18 protein-coding genes are annotated in these 18,601 nt (G+C 49.9%); 4 read left to right on the forward strand and 14 right to left on the reverse strand.

The window, feature by feature from the left end; translation table 11 throughout:
* Position 1: 1 nt before the first annotated feature.
* From CW749_RS02400 to CW749_RS02460, 13 genes are all read right to left on the reverse strand, one after another.
* Positions 2-1,702 (reverse strand): efflux RND transporter periplasmic adaptor subunit, encoded by a 1,701-nt coding sequence (locus CW749_RS02400; protein ID WP_101110285.1) that lies wholly within the window; start codon positions 1,700-1,702, stop codon positions 2-4.
* A gap of 15 nt (positions 1,703-1,717) precedes the next feature.
* The gene (locus tag CW749_RS02405) at positions 1,718-3,121 is read right to left on the reverse strand and encodes a TolC family protein (protein WP_101110286.1); all 1,404 of its coding nucleotides are present in this window, start codon (positions 3,119-3,121) and stop codon (positions 1,718-1,720) included.
* 64 nt (positions 3,122-3,185) lie between these two features.
* Positions 3,186-3,632 carry a hypothetical protein gene (locus tag CW749_RS02410; protein WP_101110287.1) on the reverse strand — a complete coding sequence of 149 codons (447 nt, stop codon included), beginning with the start codon at positions 3,630-3,632 and terminating at the stop codon, positions 3,186-3,188.
* A gap of 87 nt (positions 3,633-3,719) precedes the next feature.
* A complete protein-coding gene (locus CW749_RS02415) occupies positions 3,720-4,415 on the reverse strand; it encodes an RraA family protein (protein WP_101110289.1) in 696 nt (231 codons plus the stop codon).
* On the reverse strand, positions 4,412-5,122 hold the full coding sequence (locus tag CW749_RS02420) for an alpha/beta fold hydrolase (RefSeq protein WP_237322304.1): 711 nt from the start codon (positions 5,120-5,122) through the stop codon (positions 4,412-4,414). Before CW749_RS02420 ends, CW749_RS02415 begins: the two co-directional genes overlap by 4 nt.
* A complete protein-coding gene (locus tag CW749_RS02425) occupies positions 5,104-6,063 on the reverse strand; it encodes a cupin domain-containing protein (protein WP_101110293.1) in 960 nt (319 codons plus the stop codon). Before CW749_RS02425 ends, CW749_RS02420 begins: the two co-directional genes overlap by 19 nt.
* A 141-nt stretch (positions 6,064-6,204) precedes the next feature.
* A complete protein-coding gene (locus CW749_RS02430) occupies positions 6,205-7,173 on the reverse strand; it encodes an ester cyclase (protein ID WP_101110605.1) in 969 nt (322 codons plus the stop codon).
* Positions 7,174-7,176: 3 nt separating this feature from the next.
* Positions 7,177-8,193: a LacI family DNA-binding transcriptional regulator gene (locus CW749_RS02435; RefSeq protein ID WP_101110294.1), complete on the reverse strand. Its 1,017-nt coding sequence runs from the start codon at positions 8,191-8,193 to the stop codon at positions 7,177-7,179.
* Positions 8,193-8,960: an SDR family oxidoreductase gene (locus CW749_RS02440; protein ID WP_101110295.1), complete on the reverse strand. Its 768-nt coding sequence runs from the start codon at positions 8,958-8,960 to the stop codon at positions 8,193-8,195. The genes CW749_RS02435 and CW749_RS02440 overlap by 1 nt, the downstream gene beginning before the upstream one ends.
* A 1-nt stretch (position 8,961) precedes the next feature.
* On the reverse strand, positions 8,962-10,041 hold the full coding sequence (locus CW749_RS02445; RefSeq protein ID WP_101110297.1) for an ester cyclase: 1,080 nt from the start codon (positions 10,039-10,041) through the stop codon (positions 8,962-8,964).
* Positions 10,042-10,059: 18 nt separating this feature from the next.
* Positions 10,060-11,370 (reverse strand): histidinol dehydrogenase, encoded by a 1,311-nt coding sequence (hisD, locus tag CW749_RS02450; protein WP_101110298.1) that lies wholly within the window; start codon positions 11,368-11,370, stop codon positions 10,060-10,062.
* A gap of 31 nt (positions 11,371-11,401) precedes the next feature.
* Positions 11,402-11,929, reverse strand: a complete 528-nt coding sequence (locus CW749_RS02455) for an ester cyclase (protein ID WP_101110300.1) — start codon at positions 11,927-11,929, stop codon at positions 11,402-11,404.
* Positions 11,926-12,996 carry an ABC transporter ATP-binding protein gene (locus tag CW749_RS02460; RefSeq protein WP_101110302.1) on the reverse strand — a complete coding sequence of 357 codons (1,071 nt, stop codon included), beginning with the start codon at positions 12,994-12,996 and terminating at the stop codon, positions 11,926-11,928. The genes CW749_RS02455 and CW749_RS02460 overlap by 4 nt, the downstream gene beginning before the upstream one ends.
* Before the next feature lie 418 nt (positions 12,997-13,414).
* Here CW749_RS02460 and CW749_RS02465 point away from each other — a divergent pair, with 418 nt between their 5' ends.
* The 4 genes from CW749_RS02465 to CW749_RS02480 all read left to right on the forward strand — a co-directional run bounded on the left by CW749_RS02465 (position 13,415) and on the right by CW749_RS02480 (position 17,712).
* The gene (locus CW749_RS02465; RefSeq protein ID WP_101110304.1) at positions 13,415-14,656 is read left to right on the forward strand and encodes an extracellular solute-binding protein; all 1,242 of its coding nucleotides are present in this window, start codon (positions 13,415-13,417) and stop codon (positions 14,654-14,656) included.
* A gap of 70 nt (positions 14,657-14,726) precedes the next feature.
* Positions 14,727-15,758: a sugar ABC transporter permease gene (locus CW749_RS02470; protein WP_101110305.1), complete on the forward strand. Its 1,032-nt coding sequence runs from the start codon at positions 14,727-14,729 to the stop codon at positions 15,756-15,758.
* 11 nt (positions 15,759-15,769) lie between these two features.
* The gene (locus CW749_RS02475; protein ID WP_101110307.1) at positions 15,770-16,651 is read left to right on the forward strand and encodes a carbohydrate ABC transporter permease; all 882 of its coding nucleotides are present in this window, start codon (positions 15,770-15,772) and stop codon (positions 16,649-16,651) included.
* A 50-nt stretch (positions 16,652-16,701) separates the two neighbouring features.
* Positions 16,702-17,712 (forward strand): ester cyclase, encoded by a 1,011-nt coding sequence (locus CW749_RS02480; RefSeq protein WP_101110308.1) that lies wholly within the window; start codon positions 16,702-16,704, stop codon positions 17,710-17,712.
* Between the two features lie 95 nt (positions 17,713-17,807).
* On the opposite strand, the gene pstB is transcribed toward CW749_RS02480, so the two are convergent.
* Positions 17,808-18,557: a phosphate ABC transporter ATP-binding protein PstB gene (gene pstB, locus CW749_RS02485; protein ID WP_101110309.1), complete on the reverse strand. Its 750-nt coding sequence runs from the start codon at positions 18,555-18,557 to the stop codon at positions 17,808-17,810.
* Between the last annotated feature and the right edge of the window lie 44 nt (positions 18,558-18,601).

Here is an 18,601-nt window from a genome sequence, read left to right on the forward strand (position 1 = left end):
CTCAGCCCTCAGCTTCTATTTGCTTAAGTCGATATTCGCTGCCTTGCTTTTCAACTAGAAATCGAACTTTTTGAGTTTCCTGAAAGGGCGAAAGGTCAAGGTCCTCCTCGACCGTGAAGTTCATCTCTCCTTCTTCCCAGCCCCACTCTAAAACAGGTGAGTGGCTTAGGGTGATCATGCCGAATTCTGCCATAAGAGTGTTTACTTCTCCGGTTATCCACACTTCTGCCGCAAGCACGCTTTCACCCACTTTGTAGTCCACAATTTCGTATTGACCGGACTCAGCTTTCTGCATTTCAAAATCGATGGTTTGCCCTTTGCCGAGCCCTTTCATTTCCACGTTTTCAGCAAAGGTGAAATTCATCACCATGCCTGGCCAGTTCCATTCAGGTACAGGCTGATGATTGATGGTCAGCATCCGGTGACCTTCCATGACATCGGTGATTTCCCCTTGCGCCCAGACGGTCTCGGCATCTGCCTCCACTCCATTGATGCGCGCCAGATCGGCAGTTTGGCTCGATTCAGAATCCAGCATAAAATGAGCAGACGTAACGATTTGGTCTTCCGGCTTCAGTCCTTGCAGCACTTCGACTTTTTCTCCCGCTTCACGCCCTACCTGAATACGAGCAGAGCGATACTTCCCTTCTCCTACCGCAAGTACTACTCGGGTCATGCCACCAGAGCGAATCACCGACGATTTAGGAATCGTCAGCACCGTTTCTTCGCTGACAGGTTGCAAGGTGATATTGGCGAACATGTTGGGCTTCAAATCCCCCTGAGGATTGGGAAATTTCAGCCTGACACGAAGCGTACGGGTTTTAGGGTCAAGAATCGGGTAGATGTAATCCACCTCACCCAGCCACTCATTACCCGGAACAGAATCCAGGGTCATCTTGGCGTTGCTGCCTGCATTCACCCAGTGTGCCTGACGCTCAAACACTTCAGCATCGACCCACACGTTGTCGAGCGGTCCGGCACTGATCACCGCCTGAGAAGGCGATAAATACCCACCCTCACGAATGTTCAGGCTGGCAATCACACCATCCGCCGGCGCTTTGATTTCGATGGTTTGCGACGCGCGACCGCGGCGGGTGATGGTTCGGATCTGGCTGCGGTCAACACCCAGCGTCAACAGGCGTTCGGTCGCCCCTTTCACTAAGCCCTTTCGCCCAGTCTGGTAAGCACTGATCAGTTCTTCCTGCGCTTTAACCAGTTCAGGCGAATACAGGGTGAACAGTACGTCTCCCTCGTTAACTTTCTCCCCCACGGCGTTAATGAACAGCTTTTCTACCCAACCAGCGACACGCACATTGGTTTGCCAGAGCTGGCTTTCATCAAAGGCGATGTAACCCACGGTGTTGATTTTCGGTGCCAACGGCTCGCGACTGACCGACGCGGTTTTCACCCCGAGATTGTTTTCGACCGATGGATCAATCTTGACCGTGCCCGGCTGATCGTTATCGCCATTCAAGTCTTCTGCGTAAACAGGAACAAGATCCATCCCCATTGGCGATTTGCCCGGCTTGTCTCGTTGGTAATTCGGGTCCATAGGCGCGACCCAATACAGTGGCTCATCAGAGCTGGCAGCTGGGCTGGCAACAGCGCCCATACTGTGGTTTTCACCTGCGACGTAATGATTCACCCCATAACCAAGGGCACCGCCTACCAAAAGTGCAACGGCGGCAACTTGCATTGTTTTCATTTGTTGTTTCCCTTATTAATTTGAGCGATAGGTGTGCGTGAGCTCAGGCGAGTCGACCTGAAACTCAAAAGCACTGAGCAGAGCCGCGAGATTGCTGTTCACCACATTCAGGTCGGTGACAAGACGTTGTTGTTCCAGTTGCAATGCCAACTCATCGTTGGATGCCGCTATCACGTCGCTGAACTGCGCGGTGTTGTTCTGATAGCCCCGCTCTACCGCACGAATCCGCGCGTTAATTTGAGGCATAAGGGAAGACTGGTAACGCGCCAATCGCTGTTGCAGATTGATTCGGTCACTCAGAAGGGTGTTCACCTTGGCGTTCATTTGCTGAAGTAAGGTGTCTCTTTGAAGCTGCGCCGCTCCAACCTGATATTGAGCGGCAGACTTGTTTTTGTCCTGTCGGTTTTCCGTAAACAGCGGAATGTCTAAAGTGAGATACGCACTCACAAGATCAGAAGCGGGTTCGCCGCGCATGTTGTTGGCTTGTCTGTGGGCGTACATCACCTCAATGCCAAACTGCGGCGTATACGCCTGCTCGGCAATGTCCACCTGCGTTTTGCTGACCTGAATCTGGCTGTCTGCCATTTTCACCATTGGGTGCAATCGCAGCGCAGTGTAATGTCTGGTGGCATCAGGCGTTGAAGCAAGTAACCGCTCCAGTTTCAGCCAGTTGCGCTGATTAGACGCCCCAAGTTTACGCTGCGAAGAAGAGAAATTGTCCAGCCAATCTGCACCCAGCCACTCGGACATCTGAGCCATCAGGCGACGCTGCATTTGCTGATTGGCTTCAAGTTTTTCGTCCAGCTTAGCCACTTGAAGCTGAGCGTCTAGCCAGTCCTGCGCTTCGCTTTTACCGTTGGAGTAATTGGTTTTGACAAAGCTTTCCAGCTCCGTCATCAGGCGCTTTTTCTCTCGCAGGATTTGCTCCGTTACCTGCTGATACCCAAGCTCTAGAAAAAGGGTGGTCATGCTGTTGGCAATGTCCAACTCTCTGGCTTCAACCTTAAGGTTCACACCCTGTGCCTGCTGATTGGCTTTTTTCTGGTTGAGCTCTAGGGTTGAACCGCGCTCAAATTGCTGCATGACCCCGACCGACAGATTGGTCATCGGGTCTTGGTCGAACTGAAAACTGTCGATGGGCAAACCGCCAAATCCGACTTTGACTTTTGGGTCCATCAAGGTGGCGCTGGCCAAGCCCATCTCTCGCATGGCAACGGACTGAGCGTAGAACTGCTTTCTGGCAGCGTCTTGTTCTATGGCAGCATGAATCAATTGCATCAAGGGTTCATAACGTTCCACTTGAGTCGATCCAGCTTGCTTGGGCGTTATCGATAAAGACTCGGAAGCACCCACCCATAAAGGCGTTGCAGCCAAGCTTACACCGACAACCAGTGCGAGCTTTCTAAATTGTATTGTCACTGTGTATATCCAAAATCTGGGCGCAATGCGCCAATAAATCGGGCTTCATTCAGAAGCGGTGAAATCAGAAAATGGATTCAGTGATTGGGGGTCGGAAAAGGGATTGAGTACGAGAAAGTGCATCACCGATAGTGATGGAAGCAATTGGAGCAAGGGCAAAGTCTGCCACATTCATCGAGCTACGAGTAAGCAAAGGCACAAAAGTGACTCCACACACAGCAGCACAACAGGTATGCCCTTCATGGGATGCGGGAGAACAAGCGTCTGACGCGTCGTTTTTGCCGCTATCCGCCATCAATGAATGGATGGGTCTATCTGGGGAATGCGATTTGTGAGCAGATAGGTTATCTGCCATAGGAGAGGAACTGGCATGACAGGGAGAAACGTTACTTTCAATCTGGTGTTCCGCCATTGTCATCATCATAACAGGGGCACTGGTGACAAACCCTGAAAACAACAAGGCAACAATGCTGAGCATTGTAATCCAGGTTGTTTTTAATCGTCTGTTCATAGCGCACCTTTAAGTCAATCGCATCCCGACTCTAAACCTTACCCTAGGGATAAGGTCAATACCGATTACAAAAGTATAATTAAAGTATTAAGTCCGAACTCGCTCAAACTCTGCCCACGCTTTTTCAAACGCTTCAAAATCAAAGTTGTCCTGTTTAGTGGCTTTCAAAACGATTTGCTCGTTAGCCAGTAAGATGGTGATCGCGGTTTCTAAGCTAGGTAAAACCTCATTTGGAATCACCAGTGCGCCGTGGCGATCCGCATGAATCAGCTCGCCTGGCTCCACAGTTAACCCCATCACACTAACAGGTTGATGGATGGTTTTTACGTGCACAAACCCATGGCTTGGACCAATAGAACCCGCGAGCACAGGGAAATTTTCTGGCAGGTCATCCAGATCGCGCATCACACCGTTTGTGACCACGCCACTCATCCCAAACCCTTTATGAATGTTGGTGTTCAACTCTCCCCAATAGGCACCTATCGCATTGGGGAAATCGATATCTTCTATCACAGCAACAGAAGGGAGTGGAGATTCCGACATATAACGATAATACGCCATGCGCCTATCGCGAATCACATCAGCAGGTTCCTGAGCCGGTTCTAGCGCAGCAATTTGGGCTGTTTTCGCATACCCCACCATTGCCCCGCAACTAGTATCTGAAATCAGCATGGTCTGCTTGGTAAAGCGGTCGAATCCGCGTTTACCCTGTGCCACTTCGATGGCATTGCACACCGTGGGCGTATCTACACGTTGTAATAGCTTTAATAAAGACTCGTTCATGATTCTAACCACGCGCGCAAAGCGGCGTTTGTCGCCTCCGGTTGCTCTAAAGTTGTCAGATGCCCCGCTTTGGGGATCAGGGTAAGTGTGGCATGTGGAATTAACGCCTTCATGCATTCGTGTCTGTCTAACGGGCAAAGCTGATCATCTTCCCCAGCCAGAATCAGGGTCGGTTGAATGACAGTGGCGAGTGTTTGTTGCTGATCGGGGCGATCACGCAACGCCAATGACTGACGAACAAACACCTCGTCCCCCAGCCCATTTGCCATGTCTAGGCAAAGCTTATCGATACTGGGATTAGGAAAATCTCGGTGACAATATCTCGGGATCATCTCCTCACTCATCACATTCAGCATCTCGCCTTTTGCAACGCGATCCAGCTGCCTTGCTCGTCCTTGCTTCACTTCGTCCAACTCTGCTCGGGGATTCGTGTCTAGCAGCGCCAGACGCTCAATACGTTCGGGCTGCTGCCTGAAGACTTCCATGGCAACGATGCCACCCATCGACAATCCCGCCAGTGCGAAAGTGGAAGGCGCTTTCTCAAGCACCTTCTTCGCCAGTTCTTGCATGCTGTCAGCTTGCGTTACAGGCAAAACAACAACCTGTCGCTCAGAGCTGAACGCCTCCACCTGAGCGTCAAACAATCGCTCGTCGCACATCATGCCGGGCAACAATACCAGCGGCGTGTTCATCGTTTGGGAGTCCATGTTGGTCCGGCACTATCGAGTGTCTTGCTGATTCGGTACAAACTTGCGTCGCCAGACGCAGTCACCGAAAGTGAGTAGTCACTACCTGCAGGCATCCAGATAGTGTCACCCGGATTTAAAGTGACGGCGTCTTGCTCCCACTGAACGTGCCAATGACCGTACATTACCATCAAAACCTGATCTTGCTCCGCGTGATACGACTCGGCTTGCGGCGTATTGTGGTTAAAGAAATCGACTTCAAAACCCGGCTTATCGACGATAAGGGCATTTTCACCGATCACACTGCATGGCTTATCGTTCGCCAGAGCCATCATATCGAGGTAACGTGCCACGTATTTCGGGACAACTTCGCTAACACTTGGCTGGCCAATCTGGTCAAGTTCTTCTTGAGTCAGCATAGGCATCTCTTTCACACCTTCAGGGAGGTTTTCCCCTTTTTTGGTGTCGTAAAGCCTGCCGGTTTCACTCAGTTTTAAACCATGAGAAACAGCATCTTCCAATACCTGAGGCGCCCACACAACGCCACCGCCAGCATCATCGCCGCCCAGAATGGACATGATCATGCCGTAATCGGTCCCCACGTTTTCAAAACCGCGGAAAACGTGTGTTGGGATATTGAAGATGTCGCCTTCCGATAACGTCACTTCTCCGGCTTTACCGTCATGCCCCCAGAAGAAACGCCATCGACCTTTCAATACGAAAAAGACTTCCGCCGTGTGGTGATAATGCAATGAGTTAAAACATTTTGGCGGCTGACCTGCCGCTCCAATATTGAAGCCCGGCGTGGCGGTGATGTGCACATGCTGGTCAGGGCTCTCCGACACACCCCCGCCAATGATCGTGAAGTTTTCTTTTTGTGATGAACCGGGGGTATGAGCATCAATAAATGCCGTGCGACAGGGTTTGAGTTCCCCAAATCGCACCCATTGTGGGCTTTCCATTCTCGTTATCTCCTTTGGATTCCAACACGCGGACAAATGCTAAGAACCTTGCATCCGTCATGTCAGCAATAAGCGAAATTCGTCGGGTTGAGCGGCTTGAACACACCATCCCGATTTGGTAATTCTCTAGGGTCTATTGAGTTACCCTGTATGCAGAGCGATTTGTTTCCAAACGGAGGTCTCGTCAAATACAACAAACTCGCGTCGAATGCCCCAAGGGCCAAACTCGACATGAGCGGCTGCCATGACATAAATGTTTGCCCCCGTTGGTGCGCCAAATCGCCCCCACCCATCATGCTTTCCTTGTAATGAGAACCGAATGGCGGCTCTCGGTGGCATCATTGGATCTTCGCGTCCAATTTGGTGTTCTACGGTAAATTCTGCGTTCGGAAAACTGGCTCGTAACCCTTGCCAGAAGGCTTCAATCCCAGCCCAAGAGTGGATGGTTTCACCACATGGGTATTCACCGGTACAAGCGCGATCGTATTCATTTCTAATGCAGGCAATATCGGCATTCATAATGCGCTTGAGCACATTGGCATACTGCTTTCCGTAGGCGTTGTCGTTTCCTGTGCCTTGGTACGGTCCGTTTTTGTCTTGCTCTGGGGTAAATGGCACGTTACACGCTTGCAATCCCCCCTCATTTTCAATCTGAGTGAGAGCATATTGTTTTGGATCCCAGCCCATCTGCTTGACGATGGCACCTAGGTCCCGAATCAGCCATTCGTCATTGATCTGATTGTTGATGGCGTGGCAATCGGCGATCACACGGTACTTCAATGGTGACCCTGTGGCTTTACCGAAAATGCCGTCGCCTAAATGCGTCGCCGTAGACAGGATCCGATGCGAAGACAGCATTCCCGTTTCAGGCGTGCCACTCCATATCACGTCTTCCCCCAGCAGTTGCCTGTCGGGAAATTCATGCAATGTCGACAAGGTAGCAGCAATAACCCCTTCATTTCCGACTGAAATGCTGGCAGGTGTGCGAACGATAATATCGGGCGAGTAGTAATGCTCTAGCGTCGCAATCCCTCTGTCTTCCCAAATCTCTTTGGTGATGGACAGAATGTAATCGGGGAAGTCCTGAAACTTGCTGTCGAATCCTTTCATCATTTAGTTAATGTCCTTTGGCAATTTGGCTGAACCTCGGATCACGAGCGGCGACCCAATGGCAATTTTCTGGGGTGACGCGCTGTCACCATCAATCTGTTGGAGCAAAATTCGTATGGTTTCATTGACCATGGCGTCCGCTTGCTGGCTCAGTGTTGTCAGGTTATAACTCGGCCAACTTGCTGCGGGAACGTTGTCGTACCCCACGACGGACACGTCCTCCGGCACCTTGATATTCAGCTCGAAGCGCAAGGTATCCATAACCGCCAGTGCCATGTGATCATTGGCAACAAACAGCGCATCAGGTGGATCGCTTCGGAACATCTTTCGGGTAGCTTCTTTGGCTTTTTCCATCGAAAAATCCCCGATTTCTCTGGCATGTAGCTCAAACCCTTCTTGCGATAAACCGGCTTTGAAGCCCAGTTCGCGATCGCGCTGAGTCGACGCGCCTTCCCAACCTGCAATGTAGCCGAATTTCTTATGACCACCCCGAATCAGGAACTGAGCAGCTTTCAAACCACCAACAAAGTTGTCTGAGGTCACCGCAGAAAAATCCCCTTCTTCCTGCGAACGATTGAACAACACAATGGGCACGTTGGCTTGACGGCACCGCTCGGCGAGTTCTGAAGTCATGGCTACCGAAGCCGCGATAATGCCATCGACCTGATAATCCAGAATCTCTTCCACCACAGAATCGATGGAGTCTGCCGTTTTGGATGCCATAAACATCAGAACGTGGTAGCCCTGTTCTTGCAGAGAGTTGGAGAGTTTTTCTAACGCATCGGGGTAAAACTGGTTGTCCAGATACGCCACAATTAAACCTATGATTCGGCTCTTACCCGATACCATGGCTCGTGCCAACGAATTAGGTCGATACCCCAGCTCATCCGCCGCTTTCTTTACTTTGTCCATGGTTTTCTGTGAGACCGATGCGCCGGGCGTGAACACGCGGCTCACCGCAGACTGGCTTACACCAGCGTGTTTGGCGACATCGGTTGAGGTCACTTTTTCATTTGCCATTATTCTGCTGTCCAACCTCCGTCTACACGCAGCGAAGTACCGGTGATCATGGCGGACGCATCACTGGCTAGGAACACCACTGCGCCCATCACATCTTCGACTTCTCCCACTCTTCCAATGTGGATTTTGCTCTCAATCCACGCTCGGAGATCAGGGTTTTCAAACGTGCTTTTTGTTAATTCGGTTTTGATGAAAGTCGGGCAAATGGTATTGACCCGTACTTGGTGCTTGCCCCACTCGATGGCCATGGCTTTAGTAAAGCCTTCCACCGCGTGCTTTGAGGCACAGTAAACAGCGCGCTCAAGCCCACCAACGTGTGCCATCTGGCTTGATATGGTGATGAGGCTTCCGCCTTGATTGGCGTCAATTAGCTTTTTCGCTACTGCCTGACACAAGAAATACGCCCCTTTGACGTTCACATTCATCACTGCGTCGTAGTCGTCAGGCTGAGTCGATAACGCATCGGAATGGCGAGCTAACCCAGCGGAGTTCACCAACACATCAAACGTTTCTTGCTGCTCAATCAGTGCCTGAGTGCCTTCAATATCCGCAACATCCATGTGTAGAACATCGACCTGCCACTGCTGGCGTTCAAACTGCTGTTTAACCTCTTCGAGCAAATCTGCTCTGCGCGCTGCAAGCGTAACGTGAGCCCCTGCTTCTGCTAATGCAGCAGCGCACCCCAATCCAATACCCGACGATGCACCGCAAACCAATGCTCGCTTGCCTGTTAAATCGAATCCGGGTGAAGTTGGAAGAATTTTCATATCACATTCCCTGTGGTAGTTGGATGTCGCCAATCACACGAGCTTTATTGAATTCTTTCATTCTGGCAATTACGTCAATACCGAGTTGTGAATAGACGTCGATTAAGTCCACCAGTACCCAGTTTTCTCGAATTTTTCCGTCTTCTAATCGCCAGAAATCCAGACTGCGTAGGGTGATTTTCTTCCCAGATGGGGCGATGCCTAGCCAGCCACCGTGCGTCAGTGTCTGACACATATTGGGCCAGCCTGTCACCGCGACGTATTCACCAGAGGCGAAAAAGTGTGCGTGGATTTCCTCTTCGTGCTGACCGCGATCAGGCATGGCATTGAGAAACGGTATTTGGTGCCAGTGTCGAAAGCCCGCAATACCCCGACAGGTGCCGATACCAGCTGGACCATACCAGCTCAGGTTTTGGTGCCAGAATCGATCCATTGCCATCACTTCAGGTCCACCCTGACTCGGGTAGCGCTGTAAGTGCTCCAGCATATCCAAAACGTGTTGACGGCTTACCTCTGATTTCTGCGATGTTTCTGATTTCCGCGAAGGGACGCTCCATGTATTGTCGATACCATCGCAGGTGGCAGGTGCTGGCACTAAACCTTCTCGCCCTAATGATGGCACCAGCGGCCAGGCGTTGGCTTGCATCATGAGTTCAGGAATGTCCCAGATGATTTGCGCTTCAACGATGGCATCGCCTTCCATCCGGTAAAATTCGTGAAACCGCATGTGGGCAAAGTGCCCGGTAGCCGGAATGCCTAGCCAAGGTCTGATAAAGCTGCCACAGTAATAACCGGCACACCCTATCCACCCATTTTGGTCAGCATCTTTACCCGATATAACAATGTAATCACGCCGTTCTAAATCCGTAATCGCATCAGCAAGTGGAGTGACACAAGCGTCGAACCAGTTCGCAGACGAATGGAAATCCCCAAATGGCGCGCACATGTGAAACGTGGCGTCGGAAGCAAATACAGAGCCCATCTGCATTCTGGCAGAGGCGATGTCTCCGTTATAAAGAGACTGTCGCCATTGCGCTAGCTGGCTGAATAACTGCTCTGCTGATTGCTGGGATTCTGACATTGCCACCTCCATCAACCGTTACTGCGCCGGTTGTCCGTAGGGCACGTCTTTATTGCCGTAGCGACGCACCCGCAAGTTGCACTGCTCGGCATGACCCACAAACCCTTCCAGAATACAGAGCCTAGAACCGTATTCACCTATTTGAGCGGCGGCTTCATCGGTTGTCACTTTTTGGTAGCTGTGAGTTTTTAAATACTTACCTACCCACAACCCACCAGTGTAGCGGCCCGCTTTTTGGGTTGGCAGAGTGTGGTTGGTGCCGATCACCTTGTCGCCATTGGCTACATTGGTTCTTGCTCCCAAGAATAAACCTCCATAGCAGGTCATGTTTTCTAGGAACCAGTCGTCGCGATCCGTCATCACTTGCACGTGCTCGTACGCTTTGTCTTCCGAGACTTGCAGCATTTCTTCGTAACTGTCGCAGAGAATGATTTCACCGTAGTCTTCCCAACTGGCAGACGCCGTTTCCGCCGTCGGCAAAATCTTAAGGATGCGTTCAATTTCTGCCATGGTGTCTTCTGCCAGTTTTCGGCTATTAGTGACCAAAGCCGCAGGGGAGTTAAAACCGTGTTCCGCCTGACCTAACAAATCTGTGGCACACATTTCAGCATCAACAGTGTCGTCAGCAATCACCATGGTTTCTGTTGGACCGGCAAAAAGGTCGATGCCCACGCGTCCGAAAAGCTGGCGCTTGGCTTCTGCCACAAAGGCATTGCCAGGCCCTACCAACAGGTGAACTGGGTAGATGGTGTCGGTACCAATGGCCATGGCACCCACAGCCTGAATGCCACCAATCACGTATATTTCATCGGCACCACCGATGTGCATAGCCGCTACAACCGCGGGGTTTGGCTCGCCTTTAAAGGGAGGAGTGCAGGCAACAATACGTGGAACCCCTGCCACTTTGGCAGTCGCTACCGACATGTGCGCCGAAGCCACCATGGGAAATTTTCCACCAGGGACATAGCAGCCAACACTTTGCACCGGAATATGCTTGTGACCTAATATCACACCGGGCAGCGTCTCCACTTCGATATCTTGCATGGAATCGCGCTGTGCTTTGGCAAAATTAACCACTTGATCGTGTGCAAATTGAATATCCGCCAAATCTCGCTCAGGTACTTTGGCGATCAGAGCTTGGATCTGTTCTTCAGAGAGTCGGAATGAGTCTGGGGAATAGTTGTCGAACTTTTCCGACAGTTCGCGTACCGCTTTGTCACCGTCGTTCTCAATGTACACCAGTGTATCGGCGACCACAGAGGCAACCTTGGCGTTATCTGACGCTTTGTCCTGCTCTGGTTTGCTGCTTTTTAAATATTCAATGGTCATGATTTCCATTCATCCTGTTTAACTGCTTCTATCACTGTGGTCTTGGTGGGGTTCGTTCACCTCGATCGTAGGCTTCCCAACCTTCACCGTTGAAAACATCCACCCCTAACTGTGCAAGTACATGGGGAAAATCCACCATGACCCAGTTGTCGACAATTTTTCCATCCTGCACTTTCCAGAAATCCATATAGCGGATTTCCACTTTTTTTCCGGTAGGGGCAACCCCCATAAACTCGCCGCTGTGTGTGGCTTCTTGTCGACCAAATGCTGCTGCCCATTCCCCCATATACAAACGCGCTTCATCAACGCACGATTTGTCGGAAAACGCCGATTGAAAAGGTCGTTGCCAGTTTTCTTGAAATTCTTGCAGCCCGTTTTTTCTGCCACATCCTTGGTTACCTAACCAACGAAACTGCTGCGAGAAAAACTGGCCAATATCATCGATTCGGTGATCGTTTAACCCGTCTACCATGCCTTCGATCACCGCTCGGGTTTCGTCGGTTTTGCTCATATCAGTATCGCGAGACAATTCTGCTTGCTGAGGTCTTGAACCTTTCATGATGCCTCCGCCAAAACAGGGGAAATTCGCGCTCCAGTTTGTGCATCGAACAGGTGGCATGAAGCAATAGGAATGTGTGCCGAAAAGGGCTGACCAATATCGATTCTGAAATCTTTGTCTGCCTTGATAGCGATAAACGCATGACCAACTTTGGTGGTGATCATGGTGGCGTCACCCAAGAGCTCCATGGAGTAAACGTTAGCCTGAACTTGAGCAGATTCGCCGTTCAAACTGGCGTCCTCTGCCCTGAAACCCAATGTAACCTTGCCAGACAGCGAGGCATCCAGACCAGAAATGGTGATCCCCTCAGCTTCGAATGTGCCGTTGGTTATTGTGCCTTCCACCAAGTTCATGGCAGGAGAACCAATAAAGCTCGCCACAAAGGTATTAGCTGGATTGTTGTAAATCTCGGTTGGGGAACCCACTTGCTGAACCACCCCTTTGTTCATGACAACAACGCGATCGGCTAGAGTCATGGCTTCGATTTGATCGTGGGTTACATAAATGGTGGTGACTTTGAGCTCGTGCGTTAGGTTTTTGATTTGTGCTCGTGTCGAGACACGCAATTTAGCATCGAGGTTAGATAAGGGTTCATCCATTAAGAAGACATTTGGCTCACGTACAATCGCCCGCGCTAACGCCACACGCTGACGCTGACCGCCCGATAACTCAGAAGGTTTGCGATGCAAAAACTCATTGAGCTCGACCATCTCCGCAGCTTTCATGACTTTCTCATCGTGGGTTTCTGGGTCGATCTTACGTACCTTGAGCGGAAAGCGGATGTTTTCATACACCGTCATATTCGGATACAACGCATAGCTCTGGAACACCATGGCGACGTCTCGATCCTTTGGTTCAAGCTCGTTCACCACTTCTCCGTCAATCAGAATTTCGCCATCAGAAACGCTTTCAAGCCCTGCTATGATTCTCATGGTCGTGGTTTTTCCACAACCAGACGGACCAAGCAAAACGAGGAACTCCTGATCAGAGATCGTCAAATCAAAATCGTTGACCCCGATAAATCCGCCCCATCGCTTATTAACGTGTCGTAGTTGTATTTCCGCCATGAAATGTCCTTTTTCAAATCTTGGGTACGCATTCAAAATTATCAGACGACTTTTTAATCAACAAGGTCACAATTTAAGCAAATTAGAAGGTGATCACACTAATAACAATTCAATCAAAAAGTATGAAAACCCGGATATTTTTAATAATTCAATAAGTTACGGCAACATCCAAAATATTTAAAAATCAATATAAATCCTTATTAATCAATTAATTAAATTAACAATCACAATTTATTTACAAAATAAATACAAATCTTGATCAAAAGTAACTTTAAAGCATAGGATTTTTGCATACGTTCCCATTTTTTAGGAAAAGGGCAAGGAAACGCCGCTGAGTTGTCGACGTCGTCGGACAAAGAAACCAGCCGCCTATCGTGGTATTGCCCACTTGATGCTGCCAGCTAAAGGAGTAGAAAACATGGCAAATGTAACTCAATGGGCGTTGCGTGCTGCGGCCACCGTCGCCATCGCCAGCGCAAGCAATGTGTACGCGAGTTGTGGAGTAGAGTCGGGGAAAGTAAGCATTCTATCCAACGACTTCCCTGCATTGCACGCCGTGGCCAACATGGCAGAAACGTGCGCCAGCGATAAAGTCACGGTGTCCAAAAACCAGACGAAAGACCATCGCAACCTTCAGGTAGCGGCACTCAAAGCCAACCCTGCGAAATATTCAAGCGCAATCGTCTCAACCAGCTCGATTGTCCCGCTACTCAACGAAGGCTTGGTTCGCCCTTTGGATGACTTGGTCGCCAAGTACGGTGCCAGCCTGCAACCTTCTCAATTGATTCGTGTCGACGGTAAGGTGATGGCGGTGGCATTCATGGCGAACAGCCAACACCTCTTCTACCGTGAAGATATCCTTAAGTTGGCTGGCGTAGAGCCACCGACTACCTACGACGAGCTGATTGCTGCAGCAAAAGTCATTCGCGACAAAGACATCATGGCTAACCCTATTGCCTTGAACACCAAAACGGGTTGGAACCTCGGTGAAGAGTTCATCAATATGTACAGCGCAACAGGTGGTGATTTCTTTAAAGGCAGCAGTGCACAGCCCAATATCAATAATCCAATGGGCGTGAAAGCGCTGAATACGCTCAAAGCTCTGACGGAGCTGTCTAACCCAGACTACCTAACGTTTGATTCCAACGTGACGCAGTCTTTGTGGGAAGACGGAAAAGTGGCGTTTGCTGTGATGTGGGGGTCTCGTGGTAGCGCCATCTTGGACGATGAAGGCTCAGAATCAGATATTGTGGCTTCGACTCGTTTGGTCAGCACGCCATCACTGGAGAAAGGCGGTTTGCCTGCTACCACATTATGGTGGGATGGCTGGACCGTTTCTAAGAACCTTTCAGACGAAGATGCCGAAGCGACGTTCAAAGTCATGGTTAAAGCGACCTCAACGGAAATGATGAAAGCCAACAGCGAAAAAGCAGTGTGGCTGATTGAAGGCTACCAACCTAACGATGCGGCTAAAGGGGTGATCGACTCAGTGCAAAACAAAGCGCGCCCATACCCAATGCTGCCTTATATGGGTTCTCTTCACTCTGCACTTGGCTCTGAACTGTCCGACTTCCTGCAAGGCAAAGAGTCGGCAGAACAGGCATTGAAAGATGCCGAAGCTGCTTATACCGCGTCTGCGAAAGAACAGGGCTTCTTGTAATTCACTTCTCCCATTCCCTCTCGCTTGAGAAAAGTCAGAGGGAGTGGTGTTTGGCATTGAGGTTATACGTATGCCCCATCGCACTTTTTTGCAGTTTATGTGGCCGTCTTTGACGATCATGATTCTGTTGATCGCTTTTCCCATCGTTTCCATCTTTGTCCAGTCGCTTTACGTCGAGCACGAGCAAGTGTTGATAGAAACCGAACAATGTGGCCCTTTTGGCTGTTCCAAAACGACAGCCATTGATTTGGATGCCACCAACAAACTGCGTGAGGAGCAGCCTTTAGGGCGATTCAACGGGTTTGGCACCTATACCAACCGAAATCATCTGGCGTTTTCCGAAGTGGGCGAAGCGTGGGACAGCTCCGACTCTTTGTCTGATTTCTCATCGAAACTGTTGAATATGCCGTTTTACAAGGCGCTGATTTTTACCCTCAGTTATACTTTTATTGTTACGCCGATGGTGATCGTTTTGGGGATGCTGGTCGCGCTTGGCGTGAATGCACTGCCGAAGTTTTTTAAGGGTCCGACCATCTTCTTCTCCCTACTGCCCATGATTGTTACACCACTTATTGGTTCGTTGATTCTGTTCTGGATGATCGATGCCGACGGTGTCATTGGCGCTTCCCTTCAAATCTTATTTGATGATCCTGATTTATCGTTGAAAGCATCACCAACGCTCACTTGGATCACTTTGTTTGTGTATGGCGTCTGGCACTCGATTCCCTTCTCTTTCATTGTGTTCTATGCCGGATTACAGACCGTGCCAACAGATACAGTTGAAGCGGCGATGATCGACGGGGCATCTCGCTGGGAACGCATTCGTTACATTGTGATTCCGCATATGGCACCGTTGTTAACGTTTGTAGCCCTGATGCAGTTGATGGATAACTTCCGCGTATTTGAGCCGATTGTCGGGTTTGCTGCCGAAGCCAACGCCACCTCGCTAAGCTGGATCATTTATCACGATCTGAAAGAAGGCGACGCACAGCTCTTTGGCTCCGCAGCAGCCACTTCCATGTTAACCATTGTGGGTATCGCCATTCTACTTACCCCTGTACTGATCCGCACCTGGCGTGGATTTAACAAGAAACCCGCGTAGGAGAAATACACATGGAACAAGTAATAGATAAAAAGTCCCCATGGCTGAAAACCGCCTCGATTTTGTTTGTGATCGGATGGTTGATTGTTGCCGCAGGTCCATTTTTATGGACCACTTGGGGCTCCTTTAAAGTTCAGGGCGATTTCTTTTCAAAGTCAGACTGGATGAACGCCATCTACGGAGTAAAAACTCTGGTTGAAACAGGCAGTGAATTCACGTTCAAAGGCTATTACGGTGCATGGGTGGAACAAGGCTTTTGGGTTGCTTCCATCAACACCATGATCGTGGTGGTTTGCGCGGTGGTGATTTCTCTGACCATTGGCACACTTGGTGGTTATGCGCTGGCACGTTCGGGGTTCCGGTACTCGATATGGATCTTAATGATTGCTCTGGTATTTCGCGCAATGCCGCACATTTCTTTGGTCTCTGGTTACTTGTTGCCTTTCTTTGAATGGAATTTGTGGGGGCACTTACCCACCACCATCATTGTATTGGTGGCCATCAATCAACCCTTCACCTTGTGGATGTTGCATTCGTTCTTTTTGAATATCCCGAAAGACATGGACGAGAGTGCCATGGTGGATGGGTGCACTCGCTTTCAGGCATTTCGTCACGTGATCATTCCAGTGATGTGGCCGGGGGTGGTTACAACTGGGCTGTTCAGTTTCTTGCTGGCTTACAACGATTTTGCCGTCACCGGTATGCTGCTCAGCCAAGATAATCAGACCATGATTCCGAAGATCGCCAGCTTCCTTGGCACAACTCAGGTAGAGGGCAATGTGATGTTTGCCGTTGCCGCTGTGGTGTCTGCCATGGTGCCTCTGTTCTTCTTAGTGCTTTTCTTCCAGCGTCAGATCGTTTCAGGGCTAACCGCTGGCGCAGTGAAAGGCTAACGTTCCATACCCAAGTGACCTCAAGAATTCAGGTTATATAAGGAAAATTCATGTCATCAGACACTCAAAATGCCAAGCAGGTTGTCTTGGCATTTTTCAAAGATCTAGACAGCGCCAACCCAGAAAATGTGGAGGAAGTGCTGGCGCGCCATACCTCAGAAGATTACCAATGGCGAGGGTGCCACCCATTCAATGAAATCAACTCACTGAATGACTTGAGCACGTCGTTCTGGCAACCATTGAAGCAATCCTTGAAACGCATTCAGCGCCGTCAGGATGTCTTTATGGCAGCGCAAAACAGTTTGTCCGATGCCTCCTCTGTTTGGGTGGTATCCATGGGGCACTTAATGGGGCTTTTGGATCAAAACTGGCTCGGTATTCCAGCGACTCATAAGATGGCATTTTTACGCTACTGCGAGTTTCATGAAGTCTCGAATGGCAAAATTCAGCAAACCGCGATGTTCTTCGACATTCCTCATTTAATGGTTCAGGCGGGAGTAAACCCGTTTCCGCCACAAACGGGGGCATTTATGGTGCAACCCGGCCCTATGACCCACAACGGCGTGATGATTGAGACACAGCCACCGGAGGAAAGTGATAAAACGCTGGCACTCATTAACAGCATGATCAGTGACATTGGTAACTGGAAAAACGCGCTGTCTCTGGAGGAAGAACTGGCACTCACGTGGCACGACGACATGATCTGGTGGGGACCGGCCGGAATCGGTGCCAGCTACACCATCGAACGTTATGCTAAACAGCACTCCGGTCCTTTTCGCGAAGCGTTTGATAACCGAGTCTTCAACGGGCATGTTTGCCGTTTAGCCGAAGGGGAGTTCGGTGGTTTCTTTGGCTGGCCAAACCTAACATTAACCCCAAAAGGCGGTTTTATGGGTATGCCCGCCTTCAATAAACCCGTGGATATGCGAGTGATCGACATCTACCGACGCGATGGCAACAAACTGGCTGAAAACTGGATTTTCATCGACCTGCTGCATTTCTGGCATCAACAAGGGCTCGATGTATTGGGTAGACTCAGCCGCAATCATCTTCCCCTTTAAAAACAAAAAAAGCCCCTCCAGTGGAGGGGCAAGAAGTACCATCGCTTATAGTTATAAGTCTATGCCAGTAAAAGCGTTTTTTGTCAGCCCGTTTGTTAACCAAAGTCGCCGTTAACGTAGCCTTGTGTGCGGTCATCTTTTGGCTGACTGAAGATGACTGGCGTATCATCGTGTTCAACCAATTCGCCCATCAAGAAGAAGGCGGTTCGATCTGAGATACGGCGAGCTTGCTGCATGGAGTGCGTGACGATAACGATGGTGTAATCTTTCTTTAGCGATTCCATCAGCTCTTCGATTTTGTGTGTAGCAATCGGGTCCAGTGCAGAAGTCGGTTCGTCCATCAAGATCACATCTGGTTCCATGGCAATGGTGCGAGCAATACATAGACGTTGCTGCTGACCACCGGACAACCCAAATGCATGAGATTTCAAACGATCTTTTACTTCGTCCCACAATGCCGCACCGCGAAGTGATTTTTCGACAACAGAATCGATGTGTTTTTTGTCTTTCACGCCTTGAGCGCGCAATCCATACGCCACATTTTCATAAATGCTCATTGGGAACGGGTTCGGTTTCTGGAACACCATCCCAACTTTGATGCGCAAGTCAGACACATCGATATTGCCGTAGATGTTCTCACCATCCATATCGAGCTTACCCGTAATCTTTACCCCTTCGATCAGATCGTTCATGCGGTTTAAACAGCGTAGAAGCGTAGATTTACCGCAACCCGACGGACCTATCAATGCGGTCACCTGACGAGATGGGATGGGTAGATTGATGCTCTTAAGGGCTTGGTTGCTGCCGTAAAATAGGTCTAGATTCTCAATATCAAACTTATTCATTACTTACTCTCTTAATTCTTTAAATCTGTGTCATTTCGCTTAAG

The organism is Vibrio sp. vnigr-6D03, assembly GCF_002835515.1.
Classification (GTDB): Bacteria; Pseudomonadota; Gammaproteobacteria; order Enterobacterales; family Vibrionaceae; genus Vibrio; species Vibrio penaeicida.